This window comes from Bradyrhizobium sp. UFLA06-24 (assembly GCF_054967145.1).
Window position 1 is genome coordinate 101,558 of record NZ_JADFUE010000014.1, and the last position, 20,343, is coordinate 121,900.

The 20,343-nt window shown below is 63.6% G+C and carries 24 protein-coding genes; 18 read left to right on the forward strand and 6 right to left on the reverse strand.

Features of this window, described 5'->3' with window-relative positions; translation table 11 throughout:
• Positions 1-90 precede the first annotated feature (90 nt).
• From IF809_RS14410 to IF809_RS14440, 7 genes are all read left to right on the forward strand, one after another.
• Positions 91-864 carry a ferredoxin--NADP reductase gene (locus IF809_RS14410; RefSeq protein ID WP_128967050.1) on the forward strand — a complete coding sequence of 258 codons (774 nt, stop codon included), beginning with the start codon at positions 91-93 and terminating at the stop codon, positions 862-864.
• 106 nt (positions 865-970) lie between these two features.
• The gene (locus IF809_RS14415) at positions 971-1,297 is read left to right on the forward strand and encodes a hypothetical protein (protein WP_128967049.1); all 327 of its coding nucleotides are present in this window, start codon (positions 971-973) and stop codon (positions 1,295-1,297) included.
• A 92-nt stretch (positions 1,298-1,389) separates the two neighbouring features.
• Complete coding sequence (locus IF809_RS14420) at positions 1,390-2,661, forward strand: cytochrome P450 (protein WP_128967048.1); 1,272 nt, start codon at positions 1,390-1,392, stop codon at positions 2,659-2,661.
• A gap of 147 nt (positions 2,662-2,808) precedes the next feature.
• The gene (locus IF809_RS14425) at positions 2,809-2,994 is read left to right on the forward strand and encodes a hypothetical protein (RefSeq protein WP_128967047.1); all 186 of its coding nucleotides are present in this window, start codon (positions 2,809-2,811) and stop codon (positions 2,992-2,994) included.
• 14 nt (positions 2,995-3,008) lie between these two features.
• Positions 3,009-3,209: a hypothetical protein gene (locus IF809_RS14430; RefSeq protein ID WP_128967046.1), complete on the forward strand. Its 201-nt coding sequence runs from the start codon at positions 3,009-3,011 to the stop codon at positions 3,207-3,209.
• A gap of 15 nt (positions 3,210-3,224) precedes the next feature.
• On the forward strand, positions 3,225-3,380 hold the full coding sequence (locus IF809_RS14435; RefSeq protein ID WP_164938341.1) for a hypothetical protein: 156 nt from the start codon (positions 3,225-3,227) through the stop codon (positions 3,378-3,380).
• 36 nt (positions 3,381-3,416) lie between these two features.
• On the forward strand, positions 3,417-3,650 hold the full coding sequence (locus IF809_RS14440; protein ID WP_128967045.1) for a hypothetical protein: 234 nt from the start codon (positions 3,417-3,419) through the stop codon (positions 3,648-3,650).
• A gap of 36 nt (positions 3,651-3,686) precedes the next feature.
• Here the strand turns inward: IF809_RS14440 and IF809_RS14445 are convergent, their stop codons facing one another.
• Positions 3,687-4,937: a DUF763 domain-containing protein gene (locus tag IF809_RS14445; protein ID WP_128967044.1), complete on the reverse strand. Its 1,251-nt coding sequence runs from the start codon at positions 4,935-4,937 to the stop codon at positions 3,687-3,689.
• Positions 4,938-5,060: 123 nt separating this feature from the next.
• Here IF809_RS14445 and IF809_RS14450 point away from each other — a divergent pair, with 123 nt between their 5' ends.
• Positions 5,061-6,200 carry a mechanosensitive ion channel family protein gene (locus IF809_RS14450; RefSeq protein WP_462837901.1) on the forward strand — a complete coding sequence of 380 codons (1,140 nt, stop codon included), beginning with the start codon at positions 5,061-5,063 and terminating at the stop codon, positions 6,198-6,200.
• A 9-nt stretch (positions 6,201-6,209) separates the two neighbouring features.
• On the opposite strand, the gene IF809_RS14455 is transcribed toward IF809_RS14450, so the two are convergent.
• Together IF809_RS14455 and IF809_RS14460 are read right to left on the reverse strand one after the other, a co-directional pair.
• Entirely contained in the window at positions 6,210-7,133 is a 924-nt protein-coding gene (locus IF809_RS14455) for a PepSY-associated TM helix domain-containing protein (RefSeq protein ID WP_128967042.1), read from the reverse strand.
• A gap of 166 nt (positions 7,134-7,299) precedes the next feature.
• Complete coding sequence (locus tag IF809_RS14460) at positions 7,300-8,277, reverse strand: tripartite tricarboxylate transporter substrate binding protein (protein ID WP_128967041.1); 978 nt, start codon at positions 8,275-8,277, stop codon at positions 7,300-7,302.
• Positions 8,278-8,392: 115 nt separating this feature from the next.
• Here IF809_RS14460 and IF809_RS14465 point away from each other — a divergent pair, with 115 nt between their 5' ends.
• The 8 genes from IF809_RS14465 (at position 8,393) to IF809_RS14500 (ending at position 15,630) form a co-directional block, all read left to right on the forward strand.
• Positions 8,393-9,103, forward strand: coding sequence for a TetR/AcrR family transcriptional regulator (locus tag IF809_RS14465; RefSeq protein WP_128967040.1), 711 nt, complete (start codon positions 8,393-8,395; stop codon positions 9,101-9,103).
• A gap of 71 nt (positions 9,104-9,174) precedes the next feature.
• Entirely contained in the window at positions 9,175-10,131 is a 957-nt protein-coding gene (locus IF809_RS14470) for an amidohydrolase family protein (protein ID WP_128967039.1), read from the forward strand.
• Positions 10,131-11,015: an amidohydrolase family protein gene (locus IF809_RS14475; protein ID WP_462837932.1), complete on the forward strand. Its 885-nt coding sequence runs from the start codon at positions 10,131-10,133 to the stop codon at positions 11,013-11,015. Before IF809_RS14470 ends, IF809_RS14475 begins: the two co-directional genes overlap by 1 nt.
• Entirely contained in the window at positions 11,012-12,313 is a 1,302-nt protein-coding gene (gene dctA, locus IF809_RS14480; protein WP_462837902.1) for a C4-dicarboxylate transporter DctA, read from the forward strand. Before IF809_RS14475 ends, dctA begins: the two co-directional genes overlap by 4 nt.
• A 61-nt stretch (positions 12,314-12,374) precedes the next feature.
• Complete coding sequence (locus tag IF809_RS14485) at positions 12,375-13,088, forward strand: PIG-L deacetylase family protein (protein ID WP_462837903.1); 714 nt, start codon at positions 12,375-12,377, stop codon at positions 13,086-13,088.
• Entirely contained in the window at positions 13,085-13,768 is a 684-nt protein-coding gene (locus IF809_RS14490) for a 4-carboxy-4-hydroxy-2-oxoadipate aldolase/oxaloacetate decarboxylase (protein ID WP_462837904.1), read from the forward strand. Before IF809_RS14485 ends, IF809_RS14490 begins: the two co-directional genes overlap by 4 nt.
• A gap of 78 nt (positions 13,769-13,846) precedes the next feature.
• Positions 13,847-14,716, forward strand: a complete 870-nt coding sequence (locus tag IF809_RS14495) for a substrate-binding domain-containing protein (RefSeq protein WP_462837905.1) — start codon at positions 13,847-13,849, stop codon at positions 14,714-14,716.
• Positions 14,716-15,630 carry a DUF1932 domain-containing protein gene (locus IF809_RS14500; RefSeq protein ID WP_462837906.1) on the forward strand — a complete coding sequence of 305 codons (915 nt, stop codon included), beginning with the start codon at positions 14,716-14,718 and terminating at the stop codon, positions 15,628-15,630. The genes IF809_RS14495 and IF809_RS14500 overlap by 1 nt, the downstream gene beginning before the upstream one ends.
• Positions 15,631-15,645: 15 nt before the next feature.
• On the opposite strand, the gene IF809_RS14505 is transcribed toward IF809_RS14500, so the two are convergent.
• From IF809_RS14505 to IF809_RS14515, 3 genes are all read right to left on the reverse strand, one after another.
• A complete protein-coding gene (locus IF809_RS14505) occupies positions 15,646-15,957 on the reverse strand; it encodes a hypothetical protein (RefSeq protein ID WP_453983685.1) in 312 nt (103 codons plus the stop codon).
• A gap of 158 nt (positions 15,958-16,115) precedes the next feature.
• On the reverse strand, positions 16,116-17,321 hold the full coding sequence (locus IF809_RS14510; RefSeq protein ID WP_462837907.1) for an amidohydrolase family protein: 1,206 nt from the start codon (positions 17,319-17,321) through the stop codon (positions 16,116-16,118).
• Positions 17,322-17,356: 35 nt separating this feature from the next.
• A complete protein-coding gene (locus tag IF809_RS14515) occupies positions 17,357-18,598 on the reverse strand; it encodes an amidohydrolase family protein (RefSeq protein WP_462837908.1) in 1,242 nt (413 codons plus the stop codon).
• A gap of 228 nt (positions 18,599-18,826) precedes the next feature.
• On the opposite strand from IF809_RS14515, the gene IF809_RS14520 reads away from it, so the two are divergent.
• Entirely contained in the window at positions 18,827-19,735 is a 909-nt protein-coding gene (locus IF809_RS14520; RefSeq protein ID WP_128967030.1) for an amino acid ABC transporter substrate-binding protein, read from the forward strand.
• Between the two features lie 133 nt (positions 19,736-19,868).
• The gene (locus IF809_RS14525) at positions 19,869-20,342 is read left to right on the forward strand and encodes a MarR family winged helix-turn-helix transcriptional regulator (protein ID WP_462837909.1); all 474 of its coding nucleotides are present in this window, start codon (positions 19,869-19,871) and stop codon (positions 20,340-20,342) included.
• Position 20,343: the final 1 nt, after the last annotated feature.

Below are 20,343 nucleotides of genomic sequence, written 5' to 3' on the forward strand. Positions count from 1 at the left end.
GATTATTCATTAGTACACGAATGATCGTGTACAAACGATGCATGGCTGGACCGCCTCGAAGACCGCAGATGACGCGACAGGGAAGGTGAGATGAGCAATTTCAATCAGGAAAGCGTTTTGAGCGTCCACCACTGGACCGACACGCTGTTCTCCTTCAAGACCACCCGCAGCCCGACCTTCCGCTTCCGCAACGGCGAGTTCACCATGATCGGGCTCAAGGTCGGCGAGAAGCCGCTGCTGCGCGCCTACAGCGTCGCCAGCGCCAATTACGAGGACACCCTCGAATTCTTCTCGATCAAGGTGCCGGACGGACCGCTGACCTCGCGGCTCCAGCATTTGAAGGAAGGCGACGAGATCATCGTCAGCCGCAAGGCCACCGGCACGCTGGTGATCGACAATCTGGAGGAGGGGCGCAACCTCTACCTCATCGGCACAGGCACGGGCCTCGCCCCGTTCCTGAGCGTGATCAAGGACCCCGAGACCTACGAGCGGTTTGAGAAGGTGGTGCTGCTGCACGGCTGCCGTCACGTCAAGGAGCTCGCCTATGGCGAGATGATCACCGAGCTCCTGCCGAAAGACGAACTGCTCGGCGAGTACATCCAGAACCAGTTGATCTACTATCCCACCGTGACACGCGATCCATTCCGCAACCGCGGCCGCATCACCGATCTCATCACCTCGGGCAAGCTGTTCGCCGACATCGGCCTTCCGGTGCTGGAAGCTGCCCACGACCGCGTCATGATCTGCGGCAGCCCGGCTCTGGTCGCCGACACCCGCGTGCTCTTGGGCGAGCGCGGTTTCGCCGAGGGCAATCATGGCGAGCCGGCCCAGTTCGTGGTCGAAAAGGCCTTCGCCGAGCGCTGAGTCCAGAATTCCTGCCCAAGAAGACCGTATTTTCGCCTTCCGGCGGGCGTTGCCCCGCCGATTCGGCGCTTGATACACTGTGGGACCGAATCAGCGGAGTTCCCACATGGTTGCGGACAGCGACAGCAACATCGCCTGGCACCGGGTTCAGTTGAAGAAGAATCGCGCCGAGTTGAAGGCGCTGGAGACCGCGCGCTTCACCATGGGCGAGATCGCGTCCTCGAAGCGCGACGGGCAAACCCAGAAGGCGATCGCGGAACTGAAGCGCAAGATCGCGCAGTCCGAGCGCGCCATTGCCGACCACGACAAGCGCACGCGCCGGCCGCTCGGCACAGATCTGCAAAGCCTGAGCAATGGCAGCTGGAGTCACTGGGACGCCTACACCAATCAGCAGCAGCGCAAGGCCGGTCCGCGCTCTCAGGGGCGCGGTTAGTTCCGCTGCGCGAGAAGGGCTGGTTGCGGCCCTTGCGCCAGCGGTCTCGCTCACCATCTGGTTGAGGCGCCACCAACCATCCCGGTGATTCCATGGCACCGCGCCTCGATTTCACCAGCGAGACCTTCTTTCGAGATCCGCCCAAGGCCATCGCGGCCCTGCGCGCGACCGGACCCGTGGTCGCGACCCGCTTTCCGCTCGTCGGCGATGTCTGGATCACCACGACCCACGATGCGACGGCGCAAGTGCTGAAGGACAGCACGATCTTCACGCTGCGCAAGGAAGATGGCGACGTGGCCGGCCTGCGCTGGTGGATGCCGGGGCTGATCAGGACCATCGCCAACAACATGCTGACGATGGACGAGCCTGACCATACCAGGCTGCGCAGCATCGTCGACGAAGCCTTCCGCCGCCGCGCCATCGTCGCGATGGAGCCGCGCATCCACGCCATTGCCGACGATCTTGCCGCCGGGTTGTTCGCGAGCGGAAGCCCGGCCGATCTCGTCGCGCGCTATGCGCGCATCCTGCCGCTGTCGGTGATTTCGGAGCTGCTCGGCCTGCCGATGGCCGATCGCCCGCGCTTCATCGCGTGGGCCAATGCGATGTCCTCGCTGACGAACGTCGTCAGCTTCTTCCGCCTGCTGTTCGCGGTCCGCAGGATGCGAAATTATCTGGCAGGGCAGCTGCAGATCGCGCGCGAGCGGGGTGGCGAGGGTCTGATTGCCGAACTGGTCCAGGTCGAACGCGAGGGCGGCGAAATCGGGCCGGACGAAATGGTCTCGATGGTGTTCCTGCTGCTTGCGGCGGGCTCGGAGACCACCACGCATCTCATCAGTGGGTCGGTTTACGAACTGCTCCGGAGTCCGGGTCTGCGTGACTGGCTGGAAGAAGACTGGAACCGCGTCGGGCTCGCCGTCGAGGAATTTCTGCGTTTCGTCTCGCCGGTGCAATTTTCAAAACCGCGCTATGTGCGGCGGGATGTCGAGCTCGACGGGGTGCAACTGAAGAAGGGCGATCGTGTCATGGTGATGCTCGCCGCCGCCAACATGGACCCGTCGGTGCACGACCGGCCCGGGCAGCTCGATCTCGAGCGCAAGCCGAACCGCCACATCTCTTTCGGCACGGGAATCCATTTCTGCCTCGGTCATCAGCTGGCGCGGATCGAAGGCGCGTGCGCACTCAAGGCGCTGTTCACGCGCTGGCCGCGGCTTGGTCTTGCGGTCGATCCGTCGCAGATCCACTGGCGCAAGAGGCCCGGTATCCGTGCGATCGCGAAACTTCCCGTGGTGGCAGAGACAGGCGGAACATCTGACGCGGCTGCGCCGTTCGCGACAATCGATCGTTCCCTTGCTCAGGTGAACTGACGCACCTCTGCGAAACTATCACCGTGTGCGATCTGCCAGGAACGAGGCTCGGTGACGTCGGTTGTCACCGAGAGCTTGCAGCGATGATGGCCTACGAGTTCCGCGCCAACCGCCCGCAGGGCTTCACATTCATCAGGAGGCAGCATCATGACCAGCAAAATGCCACCTGTTCCTCCGGACAATCAAAGCCGAAAGGGAACTGGTGACGACAAGCAGATGTCGGCCAACCAGGCACCACGCGGCCGGCAACGGGTGGAGAACCCGAACGAGCAGGGACAGCAGGGCAACATCAAGCAGAACACGACCAATCAAGGCTATCAGCAAGACCGCTGAGGAGGGCGACATCCATGTCGACATCCACCAAGACTCCGAACAGCATTCGTCAGGGCGGACCCGGCGCCTCGCACGAGAACGCGAGGGCGCGGCTTGAAGTCAACAAACCGCCTGCGGACGATTCACGCCGTAGCCACAGCCGCGTCTCGGGGGGTGGAGGCGAGCACGACTCTCATCACGCGCACGATCCGGCCGGCAAAGGCAAAGGCAAGTGAAGATCGGAGATCCCAATGCAAGGCAGAAAAACTCACGAGCAGCAGGTACGAATTCTCGAGCGCAAGCCGGACGTTCCGGACGCGCGAGAGCTGGATTGGGCTTTGGACCGCCATGCCGACGACACCAGCCGTCGTGCACAGCGAGAGGTGCCGGCGCAACAGAAGCACTGAGCCTTCAAGAAGCGATCACGGCAAGAGGAGAGAGCAATGCCAGGTGGTCACGGCAGCAAGACGCATTTCAGATCCGGCGTGCACGGTAAGGGCGACGGCACCGGCGCATTGACCGACGTACCGAAGGAGATGATTGGCGACAACATGGTGCTGTCCAACCGCGACAAGAAGCAGCACTCGGACATTCGCGGCATGGACGGCAAGTCCATCCAGACCGAGCAATATCAGGATCATTCGGCCAACCGGCTCGATGAGACCGACGAGACCTGAGAGGGCGGTCCTCCCGCCTGACTTGCGGACTGGCGTTCAGCCGGTCCGCCTTTTTGTGGAAGCCAGATCGCGTTCCCAGCCGAACACGGAGCGGCCGTCGAGGTCCGGTGATGCGGTACGTTCACCTGCAATGAACGACTCGACCGACGGTCCACTCACCGTGCGCTCAAGGCGCCGCGCCTGATCGTCGAGGCGCTTGATCGCCTGCATCTCCTCCTCGCGCCCGAGCTTCGCGCCCTGGATCGCGCCCTTCAACACGCGGATGGTCTCGTCATAGACCTTGATCGGAACGGGATAAGGATGCCGATCCTTGCCGCCATGGGCGAGCGAGAAGCGGGCGGGGTCCTTGAAACGATAGGGCGCGCCGTGCACGACTTCGGCGACCATGGCGAGCGAGCGCACGGTGCGCGCGCCGACACCGGGTGTGAGCAAAAGGTCTGGAAAGTCGACCGGCCCGCGTTCGGCGGCGGCTGCGAGTGTGCCGTGCAGGCGGCGTGCGAACACATCCTTGGGCCTGACATCGTGATGATCAGGCATGATCAAATGCGGCAGCATGGCCTGCGCCGGTTCGGCTGCGGTGCCGGCAAGCCGCTCGAATTCGGCGAGGATGCGATCGGGACCAAGATCGCTGAGCAGGTCGAGCTGCGCGGTGCGCGAGACGCCGGCGCGATGGTCGGTCAGATTGACGATCTCGCCCTGCTGCGGCCCGTCGATCGCGCTGTGCGGCGCATCGACAAAGCTCTTCAGTGCCTCCGAATGCCAGTGATAGCGCCGCGCCTGGCGCTTGTCGCCGTTCATGCCCTGCTGCACCACAGTCCACTTGCCGTCGGCGGTAACGAAGAAGCCGTGCAGATAGAGATCGAAGCCGTCCTGCACGGCGGCACTGTCCACCTTTGCCACGAGGCGGCTCGCGCGCGTGAGTTTCGCGCTGTCGAAGCCGACGCGCTCCCCGAGCTGCAGCAGCTCATCCGGCGTCTTGCGCGAATGCTGGCCGCGGCCGCCGCAGACATAAATGCCAAGCTCGTCCTGGAGCGGTCCGAGCCCGCGCTTCAGCGCACCGATCACGGAGGTCGTGATACCAGAGGAATGCCAGTCCATTCCCATCACGGCGCCGAACGACTGGAACCAGAATGGGTGCGAGAGCCGTTGCATGAACGCATCGCGGCCGTAATGGTGCACGATCGCCTGCGTGACGATCGCGCCCAGCGAAGCCATGCGGCTTGCCAGCCACGGCGGAACCCGTCCGGTGTGGAGAGGAAGATCGGCGCTGCCGGTGCGTCTGGTCATGTGCGCTCCAAACTAGCGCAATTCGGCACGGTTGCACCAGAGGAATGCTGCGTTGCACTGCGCGGGGGAGCGAAGCGCGTTGGAACGCGTTGGCGCTGCAGCGAATGCAATCCGGGGACGTGAATGAATTGGCAGGTTGTCATGGCCGACATCGACAAGATGTTCGAATGGGTGCCATCATGGTTCATCGGCCTCGGCCTGGTCGTCGGGGCGATGATGATCGCATTGCCGTTCTACCGATTCGCCGTATGGCTGCTCAATCGCGCCTTCGGAACCCGGCTTCCACTGCTAGGCGTGTTCATCGAGCGCACCTCCGGTCCGGCCCAGCTGGCGCTGTGTCTGGCTGCCGTTGCGCTGGTCCTCCCGCTCGCGCCCTTGGACGATGCGTTCCGCACGCCCCTGACGCGCCTGTTCGTGGTCGCCTTCATCGCGCTGATCGGGTGGATCTCGATTCGCATCGTCGACATGAGCGCCGCGCGCTATCTGCAGAACTTCCGCGATGTCACCGAGAACTTCGTCGCGCGCAAGCACGTGACGCAGATCCGCGTGTTCAAACGCGTCACCGACACCATCATCGTGATCATCACGGTATCCGCTGCGTTGATGACGTTCGATTCTGTCAGGCAATATGGCGTCAGCCTGTTCGCTTCAGCGGGCGCCGCCGGTATCATCGTCGGCCTTGCCGCGCGGCCGCTGCTCAGCAATTTGATCGCGGGTCTGCAGATCGCGATCACCCAACCGATCCGGATCGAGGATGCCGTCATCATCGAGAACGAGTGGGGATGGGTCGAGGATATCGCCGCGACCTATGTGGTGATCCGGCTCTGGGATTGGCGCCGCATGGTGGTGCCGCTGTCCTATTTCATCGAAAAGCCATTCCAGAACTGGACCCGCGACACCGCGTCCCTGATCGGCGTGATCGCGCTGCACGTCGACTACCGTGCCGACGTGCCGCGCATCCGGCGCTGGCTCGAGGGAGCGGTGAAGGAGTCCAAGCTCTGGGATGGCGCGGTGGTCAATCTCCAGGTGATCGACGCGGATTCCCGCACCATCGAGCTGCGGGCGCTGGTCAGCGCCCGCAATGCGCCGCAATCCTGGGACCTGCGCTGCGAGATCAGGGAAAAGCTCATTGCTTTCATCCGCGACGAAATGCCGGAAGCCCTGCCGCGCGAACGCGCGATCCTGATCCCCTCGGGCGGCGATGCTGACGAATTCCCGCAACGCGTCGCGCCGGAGAAGATGCGCGCGAGCGCGCATAACTGATCATCGCGATCAGCGGGCGCTGACCACGGCGGCGTCGGCTTGCCGGTCACGCCGAGCGCGTGGCTTGCGCAATTTCCGCCGTGCCCAGATCAGGAGGCCGGTCGACAGCAGTGTCAGCAGAGCGATCGACGTCACCACATTGAGCGGCGCGGCGATCCCGGCGGACCAGTTTCCCTCATGAATCAGGCGAGGCCAGTTGCGCGGCAGCGGAGTGACACCGGATGAATCCACGGCATAGGCGCACAATTCGTCGCTCTCATAGATCCGCGCCATCACGCGGCCGCCCCGTGCGCCGATCGAGATCACATGCGAGAGATCATGGGAGGCCGCGATCAATCGCACCGCATCGGGCAGGGCGATTGGGCGTCCTGTGGAGGCGGGAGCAGACCCGCTCTGCAACGTCAGGCCGAAGGCCATGAACAGGCCTGTGAGCGGGCTCAAGAGGATCAACGGCAAGGTGAACCAGGCGGTGCCCTTGTGCCATCCGGACATGGTGTTGCGCAGCCTCGGCAGCCCCATCAGGATGCCGAGCGACATCAGACACACCATGGCGATCGTCGAACTCGTCACGAGCCAAGCCTGGCCCAGCAGTCGTTCATGCGTGATGCGCGCCAAACGGAAAAGATCGGAAAGACCTGACCCGGTGGCGGCGGGCTCGCCCGTTGCGAGGTCGATCGCTGGACCTGCCGTGCCCTGCAATGTCATCCGCTGTGCGCCGGCATTGATCGAGAGCCCGCGGGCCTTGCCATCTGGATCATATCGCTTCACCAGCTCGACGATATGCGCGGCTTCGATCGGCGCGCCGCCGATGCCGCTCACTTGCACCATAGGCTCGAAGGACAGGATCAGCCCGGTGGCGATGATCGCGAACAGGGGAAGCGCAAAGACCAGCGTGATCCAGCGATGCAGTTTCAACAGGAAAGGCTTGTTCATTCTCGGTCTCCGGCGATGCCAAGCTTTGCTCGCCCAGCGCGCCCCCGAAGACAAATGACGCTTTATCCATGTTGTTACGTTGATCTGCAGCAAATGCAGCCAGTCACGCCGCGAAACTGCGATCGCCAATCGTTCGCAGCCTCGCGCGTCGGCCGCTTCGGAAGAGTTACTGCGCGCGAATGTCGGCGGCTCTCAACACGGGCTCCCATTTGGTCGCCTCCGCGTGCATGTAGGCGTCGAAATCCTTGGCAGAGGAGCCGACCGGAGCTGCCCCGATCTTGCCGAGCGTCGACAGCACGCTGGGATCCTGCAGGGCGGCCTTGAGATCGGCCTCGAGCTTCGCCACGATCTCCGGCGGCATCTTTGCCGGGCCGAGCACGCCCCACCACACCGAGACGTCGTAGCCGGGAACGCCGGATTCGGCGACGGTCGGGACATCGGGAAGCGCCTTGGACCGCTCGGCCGAGGTCACCGCGAGCGCGCGCACCGGACCGCCGTCGAGCTGGCCGATGGCTTCCGCGAGCGGATTGATGCTGAGCGGGATTTCGCCCGATATCACGGCCGTCAGCGCCGGGGCGCCGCCCTTATAGGGGATCGCGACGATCTTGGTGCCGGACATGTACTTCAACAGCTCTCCGGCGAGATGCGCCGAGGTGCCGTTGCCCGACATGCCGTAGGATAGCTTGTCCGGCTCCTTCTTGGCGGCGGCCAGGAGATCGCCGAGCGTTTTGTAAGGGCTGTCCTTGGCGACGACGATCGCCAGCGGGGAGGAGGCTACTTCAGTGATCGCGGTAAAGTCCTTGAACGTGTCATAAGGTACGCTCGGATAGATGAACTGATTGAGCGGATGGCCGCTCGCGACCAGGATCAGCGTGTAGCCGTCGGGGGCTGCCTGCGTCAGCGCCTGCGACGCGACGATGCCGCCGGCGCCGGGGCGGTTGTCGATCACGGGCTGCTGGCCCCAGGTCTTTGCGAGTGCCTGGCCGAGCGTACGCGCGAGGACGTCAACCGCGCCGCCGGCCGCATAGGGCACGAGGATGTGGACCGGCTTGCTCGGATAGGTGTCGCCGGCCTGCGCGGCACCGCCCAGCAGTAGGCCGGCGCTCAGCATCAGACCGCCGATTGTCTTGTTCAAACCCAGCATTATTCATCGCTCCGGGAGGGCACTCGCGTCCGTGCGGCTCGCCGTCCGAGCTGCTACCCATGCTGCATCGTTTTTGTTGACGAGACCTGATCTTTTGTACGATAGTACAAATTCCATGGTACGCAAGCCCACCAGCAAGGAAACGGCCCGCAAGCCGAACATGCGCGAGGCAATCCTCGCCGCGGCCGAGGAGCTGTTCGCCACCAACGGCTTCAATGCCGTCTCGGTGCGCGACATCGCGCAGGCCGCCGGGGCCAATCCCGGCAGCGTGACCTATCATTTCAAGACCAAGGACGGCTTGCTGCTGGAGATCTACCGGCGCCATTGCGGGCCGATGAACCTGCGGCGCTCAGAGCTGCTCGCCGCCGCCAGGCGCGTGCGTGATCTGCAGGACCGGCTGGAGGCGATCGTGCGGGCCTATGTGGTACCGGCCTTCACCTCGGGCAGCGATCTCGCCGGTGGTGGCGCGCGGTTCACGCGCCTGCGCGCGGTGATGTCCGCGGAAGGGAACGAGGTCGCGCGAAAGATCATCGCGCAGACGTTCGACGACACCAGCCATGCCTTCATCGACGCGATCCACGAGAGCCTGCCGCACATTCCCCGCACCGACATCGTCTGGCGCAGTCACTTCCTGCTGGGCGCGCTCTATTACTCGCTGGTGACGCCGGATCGCGTCTCGCGCCTGTCGCGCGGCCAGGCCGATGGCAGTGATGCCGCGAGCGCCATCGAGCAATTGGTGCAGGCCACCGTCGCCGCGTTCCAGGCGCCCGCTCTGGACCAGCCCGCACCGGCCCGGCGGCGAGCCCCTGCAAGTAATAAGACCTGAAAGAAATCGCCCGGGGGAGCGCATAGCAGCGCTTCCGCTCGCAAGCGGACATGTGACGGAGTGATGAGGACATGAACAGGCGAGAGTGCTTGCATCTCTTGACCGGACTGGCCGGCGCTACGCTCGCGAGTGAAGCGCGGGCGGAAGGAACCGAGAGGTCCATCCCGACGATCGCACCGCCCGACCCCAATCCCAAGACACCATCGTTCAAGCTGCCGCCAAAATCCTGTGACGGCCACACGCATATTTTTGGGCCGGCGTCTCGCTATCCGTTTTCGGAGAAGCGCCCGTACAACACCGCCGATGCGCCGCTGGAGACGTTCCGCAGCGTCCACGAGAGAATCGGGGTCGAACGTTGCGTGATCGTGAACGCCACCGTACACGGCACCGACAACCGTGTCGTCACCGACGCGATCGCGCAGAGCGAGGGCGTCTACAGGGGCATCGCCAATGTCAGCGACGAGATGACCGAGAAGGAGCTCGCCGCGCTCGACAAGGCCGGTATCTGCGGTTGCCGCTTCGCGTTTCTGAAGCGGCTCGGTGGCGTCGGCGACATGAACAAGTTCCAGCGCATCGTACACCGCGTTGCCGAGCTCGGCTGGCACATTGATGTCTATTTCGAGCCCGGAACGATTGCCGAGTTCGCGCCGGTTCTCACCGCGCTGCCGACGCCTTATGTGATCGACCACATGGGAACCGTGCAGGCGGGAAAGGGATTGGATGATCCCGGTTTCACCGCGCTTCTCGATCTGCAGAAAAGAGATGAGAAGTGCTGGGTCAAGATTACCGGCCTGGAGCGGGCTTCTGCTGCTGGCAAGCCGTTTCACGACGCCGTGCCGTTCGCGAAGGCGCTGATCGACAATGCGTCCGACCGCGTCATCTGGGGCACCGACTGGCCGCATCCGAATGTCAAGATCATGCCGAACGACGGTGAGATCGTTGATTTGATTCCCCTCTACGCACCTGACAAGGCGATTCAGCAGAAACTGCTGGTCGACAATCCCGCGCGCCTGTTCAAGTTCAGCTGATAGCGATGATGTACACGCCGACCATTCCGCCGCCCGATCCGAACACGCGCACGCCAAAGTTCAAGCTGCCATCGCTGTCCTGCGATGCGCACTGCCACATCTTCGGGCCCGGGGTGAAGTACCCTTACGCACCTGACCGATCCTATACGCCGCCGGACGCGCCGCTCGATGATTTCAAGGCCTTGCACGCCAAGCTCGGTGTGGAACGCGCCGTCATCGTCAATGCCAGCGTGCACGGCACCGACAACACGGTCGCGCTTGACGCGATCGCGCAAAGCAATGGCGCCTATCGCGCCGTCGCCAATATCGACGACACCATCACCGAGCGCCAGCTTCGCGTGCTGCACGAGGGTGGCTTCCGCGGCTGCCGTTTCAACTTCGTCCGTCATCTCGGCGGCGTTCCCGACAAGGGCGTGTTCAACCGTATCATCGCCATGGTCGCGCCGCTCGGCTGGCACATCGATCTGCATTTCGATGCCATCGACCTGCCTGAATATGCCGATATGCTGACAAAGCTGCCGCTGAGCTACACGATCGACCATATGGGACGGGTGAAGGCCTCCGAGGGCCTCGACCAGCTTCCGTTCAGGATTTTGATCGAGCTGATGCAACGCGACGAGAAGTGCTGGGTCAAGATCTGTGGTTCCGAACGCGTCTCCTCGGCCGGCCCGCCATTCACGGATGCGGTGCCGTTCGCGCGAAAGATCGTCGAGACGGCGCCGGACCGCGTCATCTGGGGCACCGACTGGCCGCATCCCAACGTCAAGGTGATGCCGAACGATGGCGATCTCGTCGACCTCATTCCATTGTTCGCGCCGGAGCCGGAATTTCAGCACAAGATCCTGGTCGACAATCCCGCACGCCTGTTCGAGTTCGACCGATGACCGCGATGGCGATCGACAAGCCGCGCGGGCGCGCCTGGTGGAAGGAGCTCTGGATCCAGGTGCTCATCGCCATGGCGGCCGGCATCGCGCTTGGAATCGTCAACCCTGAGGCTGGGGCCAAGATGCAGCCGCTCGGGGATGCCTTCATCAAGGCGATCCGGATGCTGATCGCGCCGATCATCTTCTGCACCGTCGTCCACGGCATCGCCCATATGGCTGATATGGCCCGCGTCGGGCGCGTCGCGGTGAAAGCCATCATCTATTTCGAGGTAATGACCACGATTGCGCTGGTCATCGGTCTGGTCGCGGTGAACCTGCTCAGGCCGGGCGCCGGGATGAACATCGACCCGGCGAGCATCAATGCCAGCGCGGTCGAGCCTTACGTCAAGCAGACCGCGGTGATCGGCTTCGTGCCGTTCCTGATGAACATCGTCCCAGTGACCTTCATCGGCGCCTTTGCCGAGGGCAATATCCTGCAGGTTCTCTTCATCGCCGTGCTGTGCGGCTTCGCACTGGTGCAGCTCGGCGAGCGCGCCGCGCCGCTGGTCAATCTGATCGACATTGCCGCGAAGATGGTGTTCGCCGTCGTGGGCTTGGTGATGTGGGCGGCGCCGATCGGCGCGTTCGGCGCGATCGCCTTCACGGTCGGTAAATTCGGGGTGGGTTCGCTGGCCTCGCTCGGCAAGCTGCTGGGCGGGTTCTACCTGACCTGCTTGGTCTTCATCATCGTGGCTCTCGGCCCTGTCGCGCGGCTCTGCGGCTTTTCGCTGCTCAAGCTGATCCGCTACATTTGGGAAGAGCTGCTGATCTGCATCGCCACCACCTCGTCGGAGACGGTGCTGCCGCGGATGCTGACCAAGCTGGAGAAGGCCGGCTGCGAAAAGAGTGTGGTCGGGCTGGTGATCCCGACCGGCTATTCATTCAATCTCGACGGCACCTGTCTCTATCTTGCCGCCGCTTCGGTATTCCTGGCGCAGGCGACCAACACGCCGTTGGGGCTCGCCGAACAGATCGAGCTGCTGCTGATCCTGCTCGTGACGTCAAAGGGCGCGGCGGGGATTGCGGGGGCTGCCTTCGTCGTGCTGGCGGCGACGCTGTCCGCCACCGGCACCATTCCGGTGACGAGCGTGGCGCTGGTGCTCGGCATTCATCGCCTGATGTCGCAGGGATTGACACCGACCAATCTGATCGGGAACGCGGTTGCGACCATCGCGATTGCCAAATGGGAGGGCGCGCTCGACGGTGAGCGCCTGAAGCGCATGCTCGACGGCGAGGAACCCGTGCCTGCTGCGGTTTAGAAATCTGCCGGCATGAGGTAGGCAGCTTAAGATGTCGACGAAGAAAGAGGGGAGTTCTCCCATGAAAACAGGTCTCGTGATCACCGCCCATCCCGGCGATTTCGTCTGGCGCGCCGGCGGCGCGATCGCGCTGCATGCGAAGAAGGGCTACCGCATGAAGATCGTCTGCCTGTCGTTTGGCGAGCGCGGGGAGAGCCAGTTCGCCTGGAAGGAGAAGGGCGCGACGCTGGAATCGGTCAAGGCTGGCCGCAAGGAAGAGGCCGAGCGCGCGGCGAAGCTGCTCGGGGCCGAGATCGAGTTCTTCGACTGCGGCGATTATCCGCTCAAGCTGACCGAAGCGCATTTCGACCGCATGGTCGACATCTACCGCGAACTCAACCCGAGTTTCGTGCTGACGCATGCGCTGGAAGATCCCTACAATTTCGATCATCCGAATGCGGCGCATTTCGCCCAGGAGACCCGTGTGGTCGCCCAAGCCATGGGTCACAAGCCCGGTGCGCAGTACAAATATTCGGCGCCTCCGGTGTTCCTGTTCGAGCCGCACCAGCCCGAGCAGTGCAACTACAAGCCGGACATGATCCTCAAGATCGACGAGGTCTGGAAGGAGAAGTACGAGGCATTCCAGATCCTCGCCGCCCAAAAGCATCTCTGGGGCTATTACGAGCGCGTCGCGCTCAACCGCGGCATCCAGGGCAGCCGCAACACCGGCGTGCCCATGACCTATGGCGAAGCCTATCAACGCCTGTTCCCGACCGTTGCGGAGGAATTGGCATGAAGCCGGTCGTCGTCCGTAACATCAAGCGAGCCGATCCGGCCGGGATGGCCGAATACGGTGTCTCGACGGTGCACGAAGCCTATGGCCGCCTCGGTTTGATGAAGCCGTATTTGCGGCCGGTCTGGGCCGGGGCATCGATCGCCGGTCCCGCTGTCACCGTGCTGGCGCAGCCCGGCGACAACTGGATGATTCATGTCGCGGTCGAGCAGTGCAGGAAAGACGACATCCTCGTCGTCGGCTGCACCACCGACAATACCGACGGGATGTTCGGCGAACTGCTGGCGACCTCGCTGCAGGCGCGCGGCGTGCAGGGCCTCATCATCGATGCGGGCTGCCGCGACGTCAAGGCGCTGCACGAGATGAAGTTTCCGGTGTGGTCGCGCGCGGTCTCGGCCAAGGGCACGGTCAAGGCAACGCTCGGCTCGGTCAACATCCCCGTGGTCTGCGCCGGCGTGAACGTCGATCCCGGAGACATCATCGTGGCCGATGATGACGGCGTCGTCGTGGTGCCGAAGCGTTACGTCGCTGAGGTCGCCGGGAAGGCGAAGAAGCGCAACGCCGACGAGGGCGGCAAGCGCGCCCGTCTGGCCTCGGGCGAACTCGGCCTCGACATGTACAGCATGCGCGAGGCGCTGGCGAAGGCCGGGCTCGTCTATGTCGATAATCCCGAGGACGTGTAATATTGTTTTGAGCATGATCTCTTCGGAAAACCGCTGCACACTTTTCCGGATCATGCTCGCGAAAAGCGGAGCGGGTGGATGGATCGTCTCAAGCTGAAGGCCGTGCTCGGCAATCACCCTCACGTCAAGGCGGTGAAGAGCGGCGAGCTCCGCTCCGATCTGTTCGAGCTCGACTTTATCGAGTACACGCCCACCAACACCGCGTTCAAGCCGATGGTGCGCGAGCAGGCCTTCGACGTCTGCGAGATGGCGATCGTCACCTATCTGATGGCGAAAGCCCACGGCAAGCCGCTGGTGCTGCTGCCGGCCACCATGCTCGGCCGCTTCCAGCATGCCTATGCGCTGTACAATCCGGCGCACGGGACGGTTGGACCATCCGACCTCGAAGGCAGGCGCGTCGGCATCCGCTCCTTCACGACGACGACCGGCGCCTGGATCAGGGGCATTTTGGCCAACGATTACGGCGTCGATCTCGGGAAGATCAAATGGGTGACCTTCGAGGATCCGCATGTCGCCGAATATGTCGACACGACCGAGCGCGCGCCGAAGGACAAGAAGGTTCTGCAGATGCTGCTCGACGGCGAGCTCGATGCCGTGCTCGGCGAGACCTCTGATGATCCCAAGCTGAAGCCGCTGTTTCCCGATCCGGCCGCAGAAGCCGCGAAATGGTATGACCGGCGCGGCGTCGTGCCGGTCAATCATCTCGTGGTCGTGACTGAGCAGCTCGCGAAAGCGCGTCCCGACGTGGTCGCGGGCGTCTATGATCTGCTCAAGCGGAACAAGGAGCAGGCGGGACCGGCGGCGACGCCCGACGTCGTTCCGTTCGGGATCGAGGCCAACAGAAAGCCGTTGGAGCTGATCGTCGACTACGCATTCCAGCAGGGGCTGATCCCGCGCCGCTACGCGGTTGAAGAGCTGTTCGACGAAACGACACGAGGGTTGAACTGATGGTGGATCCGAAGCGGTGGCAGATCGGGCTTGTCGGTTATGGCGAGGTCGGCCGGATCCTGGCCGAGGATCTGCGCCAGCAGGATATCAAGGTCGCGGCCTACGACATCAAGCTCGGCGGCGAGCAGGGCGCGCCGCTCACGGAGCATGCGGCGAAATTCGGCGTGACGCTCGCGGCCTCTCACGCCGAACTGACGGCGAAGTCGGATTTCATCGTTTCGGCGGTGACGGCTAGTCAGGCCGTGCCGGTGGCAAGAGCCTGCGCGGCCGCAATCAACCAGGGCACCTGGTTCCTCGATTTCAACTCGGCCTCTCCGGGCGCCAAGCAAAGGGCCGCGGCGCTGATCGACGGTGCCGCGGGCCGCTATGTCGAAGGCGCCGTGATGACCTCGGTGCCGCCTTACCGGATCAAGGTGCCGCTCCTGCTCGGTGGCACCGGCGCGAAGGAGCTGGAACCGCTGCTGAGCGCGATCGGCTTTGCGGCCAAGGTCGCGAGCGACAAGCTCGGCGTCTCATCCGCCGTGAAGATGTGCCGCAGCATCATGATCAAGGGACTCGAGGCCATGGTGATCGAAAGCTTCACCACTGCGCGCGCCTATGGCGTCGAAGATGCCGTGTTGGCCTCGCTCGCGGAGACCTTTCCGGCGATCAATTGGGAGAAGCAGGGCGCCTATTTCTTCCAGCGCGTCATCGAGCACGGCCGTCGCCGGGCCGAGGAGGTGCGCGAGGTCGCCGAGACCGTGCGAGAGGCGGGGCTGACGCCGTGGTCGGCGCAGGGCACGGCCGAACGTCAGGCCTGGGTGGCCGATCTCGCTGACGAGGGTCTGTTCGGACCCAGGGGAACGAAGGAGTTTGCCCGCAGTCCGGACTGGCGCACCGAGGCGGATCGGATCCTGGCGAAAATCAAACGCTGAGGCCGAGCGCCACGTTCAGCTCAGGACCATGCCACGATAGGTCGAGACTTCGTCGCGGGCGGCCTCGATCAAGTCAATCAGGCTCTTGGCTTGGCGGACGACGTCCTTGGTGCGCACGCTCCTGAATTCGGTCAGGATCATGCGAATGCATTTGTCGGCGGTGTCGAGCGTCCACAGCGCGCGGGCCATGTCGTCGCGCGAATGGATCGCCGAGATATCGAGGCTGGAGAGCGCTTCGCCGATGCCGTTCAATCGCTTGACGGCCATTTCGGCGGGTGTGTTGGCCCGAATAGACTGGTAATCGATGCTGCTGAATGCGCTGAACAGATCCATAACTTCCTCAGAGAACGCAGACGGTCAGGGCGCGTGTTGTATTATGGTTAGTGCCACCTTTCTCGCAACGCGTTGGGATACGGTCCGGGATTCTACCGGACTCGGGATTCGGCCGCGAATTCGCGAGAAATCGGGCCGAAAAGACCCAATGATCAGCGTTGTCTCCCGACAATCGTACCGTTAGACGCAACAAGCATACCTGCCTTGTAGACAGCGCGGCCCGGGGGCGCCGCGACCACGGCCTCCGGCACATGCTCTGCGTCCAACGTCACGAAATCGGCTTTGGCACCCACCCGCAGGCCGTAATCTTCGAGCCTCAGCGCCTTGGCGCCCGACGCAGTGACCAGGTCGAATGCGACCCGCAACTCCCCGTCGGTGTTGAAGCCCGAGCGATAGCCGAGCGTCGTCGCCCGGCGCAGCATGTCGCCGTCGCCATAGGGCCACCAGGAATCGCGGATGTTGTCATTGCCGCTGAATACGGTGACGCCGGCATTGCGCAGGACAAGAATTGGCGGGAACGGCCGCGTGCCCGGCGCATTCGTCATGATCGCGACGCCGGAACGAGCGAGGGTGTCGGCGACTGATTTGAGCTGGTCCATCGTGATGTCGCCAAGTCCATAAGCGTGGCTGATGGCGACGTGGCCCTCCATGCCCAGCGCGCGCGTCCGCGCCGCGATCTGCTCGATCTCGAAGGCGCCGAGCGTACCCATGTCGTGCAAGTGAATGTCGACGTCGACGCCGTGCTTGTCGGCGACGCCAAACACGACGTCGAGGTGCTTCTCGACATCGCGATCAAAGCTTGCGGGATCCAGCCCGCCGACGAGGTTTGCGCCGAGGCCGATGGCCTCGTCGAGCAGTTGCGGTGTGCCGGGGCTCGTCAAGATGCCGCTCTGGGGAAAGGCGACGAGCTGAATGTCGATCAGGCCGCGATAGTCCTCGCGCACGCGCAAGATCGTCTCCAGCGACTTCAGGCCGACCGAGCCGTCGACCATGACGTGGCTGCGCATTTGCGTGGTGCCGTGACCGATGCAGAGATCGAGCTGGTTGCGCGCCCGTACGTCCATCGGTGCGGCCTCAGCCATGTTCTGGGCCTGGAAGGCGACGCGTTCGTGCACGTTGAAACCGTTGGTGCAGGGCTTGTGCGGACGCCAGGCATCGCCATAGAAGCTGGTGTCGAGATGGATGTGGCCTTCGACGAAGCCTGGAACGACCAGCGCGTTGCCGAGGTCGATGGTCGCGGCGCCGTCTGTGGGCGCATCAGTCGGCAGGAGCGCGGCGATGCGACCGTCCTTGACCGCGATGTGATGCGGCGTCCCGTCGTCGAAGCGGGCGTTCAGGAAGATCTTGTCGAAGGCCATCCGGTGCTCCGTTGATCGATTGATGTCGCGCGCGCTCAGTTTCGCGGACGAAGCAGCTTGGCCGGCGCGCGCTCAAAGGTCTGTCGGCCATTCTTGAAGCCCATCAGGATATCCGGCAGCTCCGCCACGGCGAAGCGGCTGTCTTTGATGTCGAGCACGACGAGATCGGCGAGCTTGCCGACTGCGATCCCGTAATCCCCGAGGTTCATCAGCCGCGCCGGCAGCTCGGTGACAAGGTCGAGGCAGGTGTCGAAATCGCTGACAGAGGCGTGGGCGGTGTTGGCGTAGAAGTTCGCCATCCGCAGCAGCGAGGCATCGCCGAACGGTGTGAACGGGTTGAGCACGTTGTTGGTCGCGACCGAGCAGACGACACTGTCGCCCGCGAGCTTGTGCGCGAGCGTCAGCCCGCGCGGCGCGTTGTGGGTGGCCTCGCGTCCCATCAAATAGAGATCGGTCGCCGGCAGCACCGTGACGGCAACGCCGGCCTTCGCCAGTTGCGCGGTGGTAGCCTTCAGCCGGTCCGGCGGCATGGCGGATAGTTTTGTGGCATGCCCGATCGCGACGCGGCCGCCGTAGTTGCGCCGCTCGGTCTGCCTGATGACCTCGTCGAGATGCGACCAGGACGGATCGAGATCGAAATCGAGATGGAGGTCGACGTGGAGGTCGAACTCCTGGGCGAGGTCGAAAATGCGTGCGAGATGTGCGCTCGGGTCGGTGTCCGTATACGGGCAACCACCGATCGCATCAGCGCCGTCGCGCAAGGCCTCCACCAGCAGTTCGTCGGCTCCGGGATCGTTGGTCAGGCCTTCCTGCGGGAAGACGCAAAGCGACAGATCTATCGCCCAGGCATAATCGCGCTTGAGCGCTTTGATTGCCTCGAAGCTCCGCAAGCCGATGCGCGGGTCGATCTCGACATGGGTCCGCATCCGCGTCGTGCCGTGCACGATGGCGCGCTCGAGCACTTTGGCGCCGCGCGCATAGACGTCGTCGGTGGTGAAGTCACGCTTCATCGCCGAGACGGTACGGATCGCATCGCCGAGCGTGCCGTGAATGTGCCCGCAGCGCTCGAGGATGCAGGCCTTGTCGAGATGGATGTGGGTGTCGACGAAGCCGGGCAGGGCCAGCCGGCCCTCGAGATCGACTTCGACGGCTTCGCAGGCCAGCCTGGGTTCGATCGCGGCAATACGCCCGACTTTCACGCCGATATCTACGGGCAACGGGGATGAGCGCAATCGAGCGTTGCGGAAGATCAGGTCGAAGGCTGTCTGGGTGATCATGGCAGGGAATCTTGATCGAGAACTTATAGCAATCGGGGAGATGGCAGGCGTGCAGCAATGTAGCGCGGGATTTGATCAAAATATATGCGTTCTCCCTGATGTCCTCGCACCTATCGAAGGCGGGGATAGCTGATAGACGCGGGCTGATCTGGTGATTGGCGCGCGCCTGGGCTACCAGAATCTCGATTGCGCCCGAGATGGAGGCGCAGCCCATTCAGGAGCCCCCCGATGCGTCTACCCGCCGTTGTTCTGGCCGTCACATGTCTTGCAGGCGCGGCCTCGGCCGAGGATCTCACGGGGACGCTTCAGAAGGTCAAGGAGACCAAGAAGATCACCCTGGGCTATCAGGAAGCCTCCGTGCCCTTCAGCTATCTCGACGGCAACCAGAAGCCGGTCGGCTTTGCCATGGACATCTGTTTGAAGATCGTCGATGCCGTGAAGAAGCAGCTCGCCATGCCCGACATCGCCGTCGACTATGTCGCCGTCACCTCGTCGAACCGCATCCCGCTGATGGTGAACGGCACGCTCGATCTGCACTGCTCGGCGACCACCAACAACGCCGATCGCCAAAAGCAGGTCGCCTTCACCAACACACACTTCCTCAGTGCGACGCGATTTGCAGCGAAGAAGGCCGCCAAGATCAACACTATCGACGACCTCAAGGGCAAGGCGGTCACGGCGGTGGGAGGTTCGGTCAACCTGAACCAGCTGGCCAAGGTCAATTCCGAGCGCAACCTCGGCATCAAGATCATGCCGGCCGTGGATCAGGCTGAAGCGTTCCTGTTGCTGGAGACCGACCGCGCGCAGGCCTATGCGCTCGATGACGTGCAGCTCGCGGTTGCCATCGCGCGCTCCAAGGAGCCGGGCCAGTTCATGATCAGCGAGGAGACCTTCTCCAAGCCTGAACCCTACGGCATCATGCTGCGTCGGGACGATGCGCCGTTCAAGGCGCTGGCCGATCGCGCGACGGCCGAACTCTATGCGAGCCCGGAGATCGAGGTGCTCTACAGGAAGTGGCTGGAATCGCCGACGCCGCCGAACGGCCTCAACTACAACGTCCCGATGTCGGCCGCCTTGCGCAACGCCTTCAAGAACCCGAGCTCTAGCGCTGATCCGGACGTATACCTGGTGAAGTGAGCCGGGGGCGCCGCCTTTAAACCCAGCCGGTGCGCGGCGCTCGGGAACCCCATGCGAGATGCCGCGAGCCGGTCGCCATTTCGTGATCGGCTCTAGGATTGCGAGCTAATAGTTAGTCTCCTATCTATTTGGCGTGGTTCCCTCCCAGGCTCATATCCACAGCGAAATCGGCCGGCTCGTCGCGCGCCTCGCCCGCCTTTGGCGGCGCGAGTCGGATCAGGCACTGTCCGACCACGGCCTGTCCTACGCGACTGCAATTCCACTTCTGGTGCTGTCGCACCAGGGCGAGAACGTGCGGCAGGGCGTGCTCGCCGACGAACTCGGCATCGAGGGACCGTCGCTGGTCCGGCTGGTCGATCTGCTTCAGGCCGAAGGCCTGGTGGAGCGGCGGGAAGACCCGACCGATCGCCGCGCCAAAACGCTCCATCTGACCAAAGCGGGCGAAACCAAGGTCGAGGAGACCAACCGGGTGCTGCGCCGCGTGCGGGCCAGCCTCCTGAAGGATATCCGATCCGAGGAACTTGCCATCACCTTCAGGACTCTTCAGCGCATCGAACAGCGAGCCGCCCGGCTGCAGGACGCCAAGGCCGGCCCCGAGGCGAAGTAGC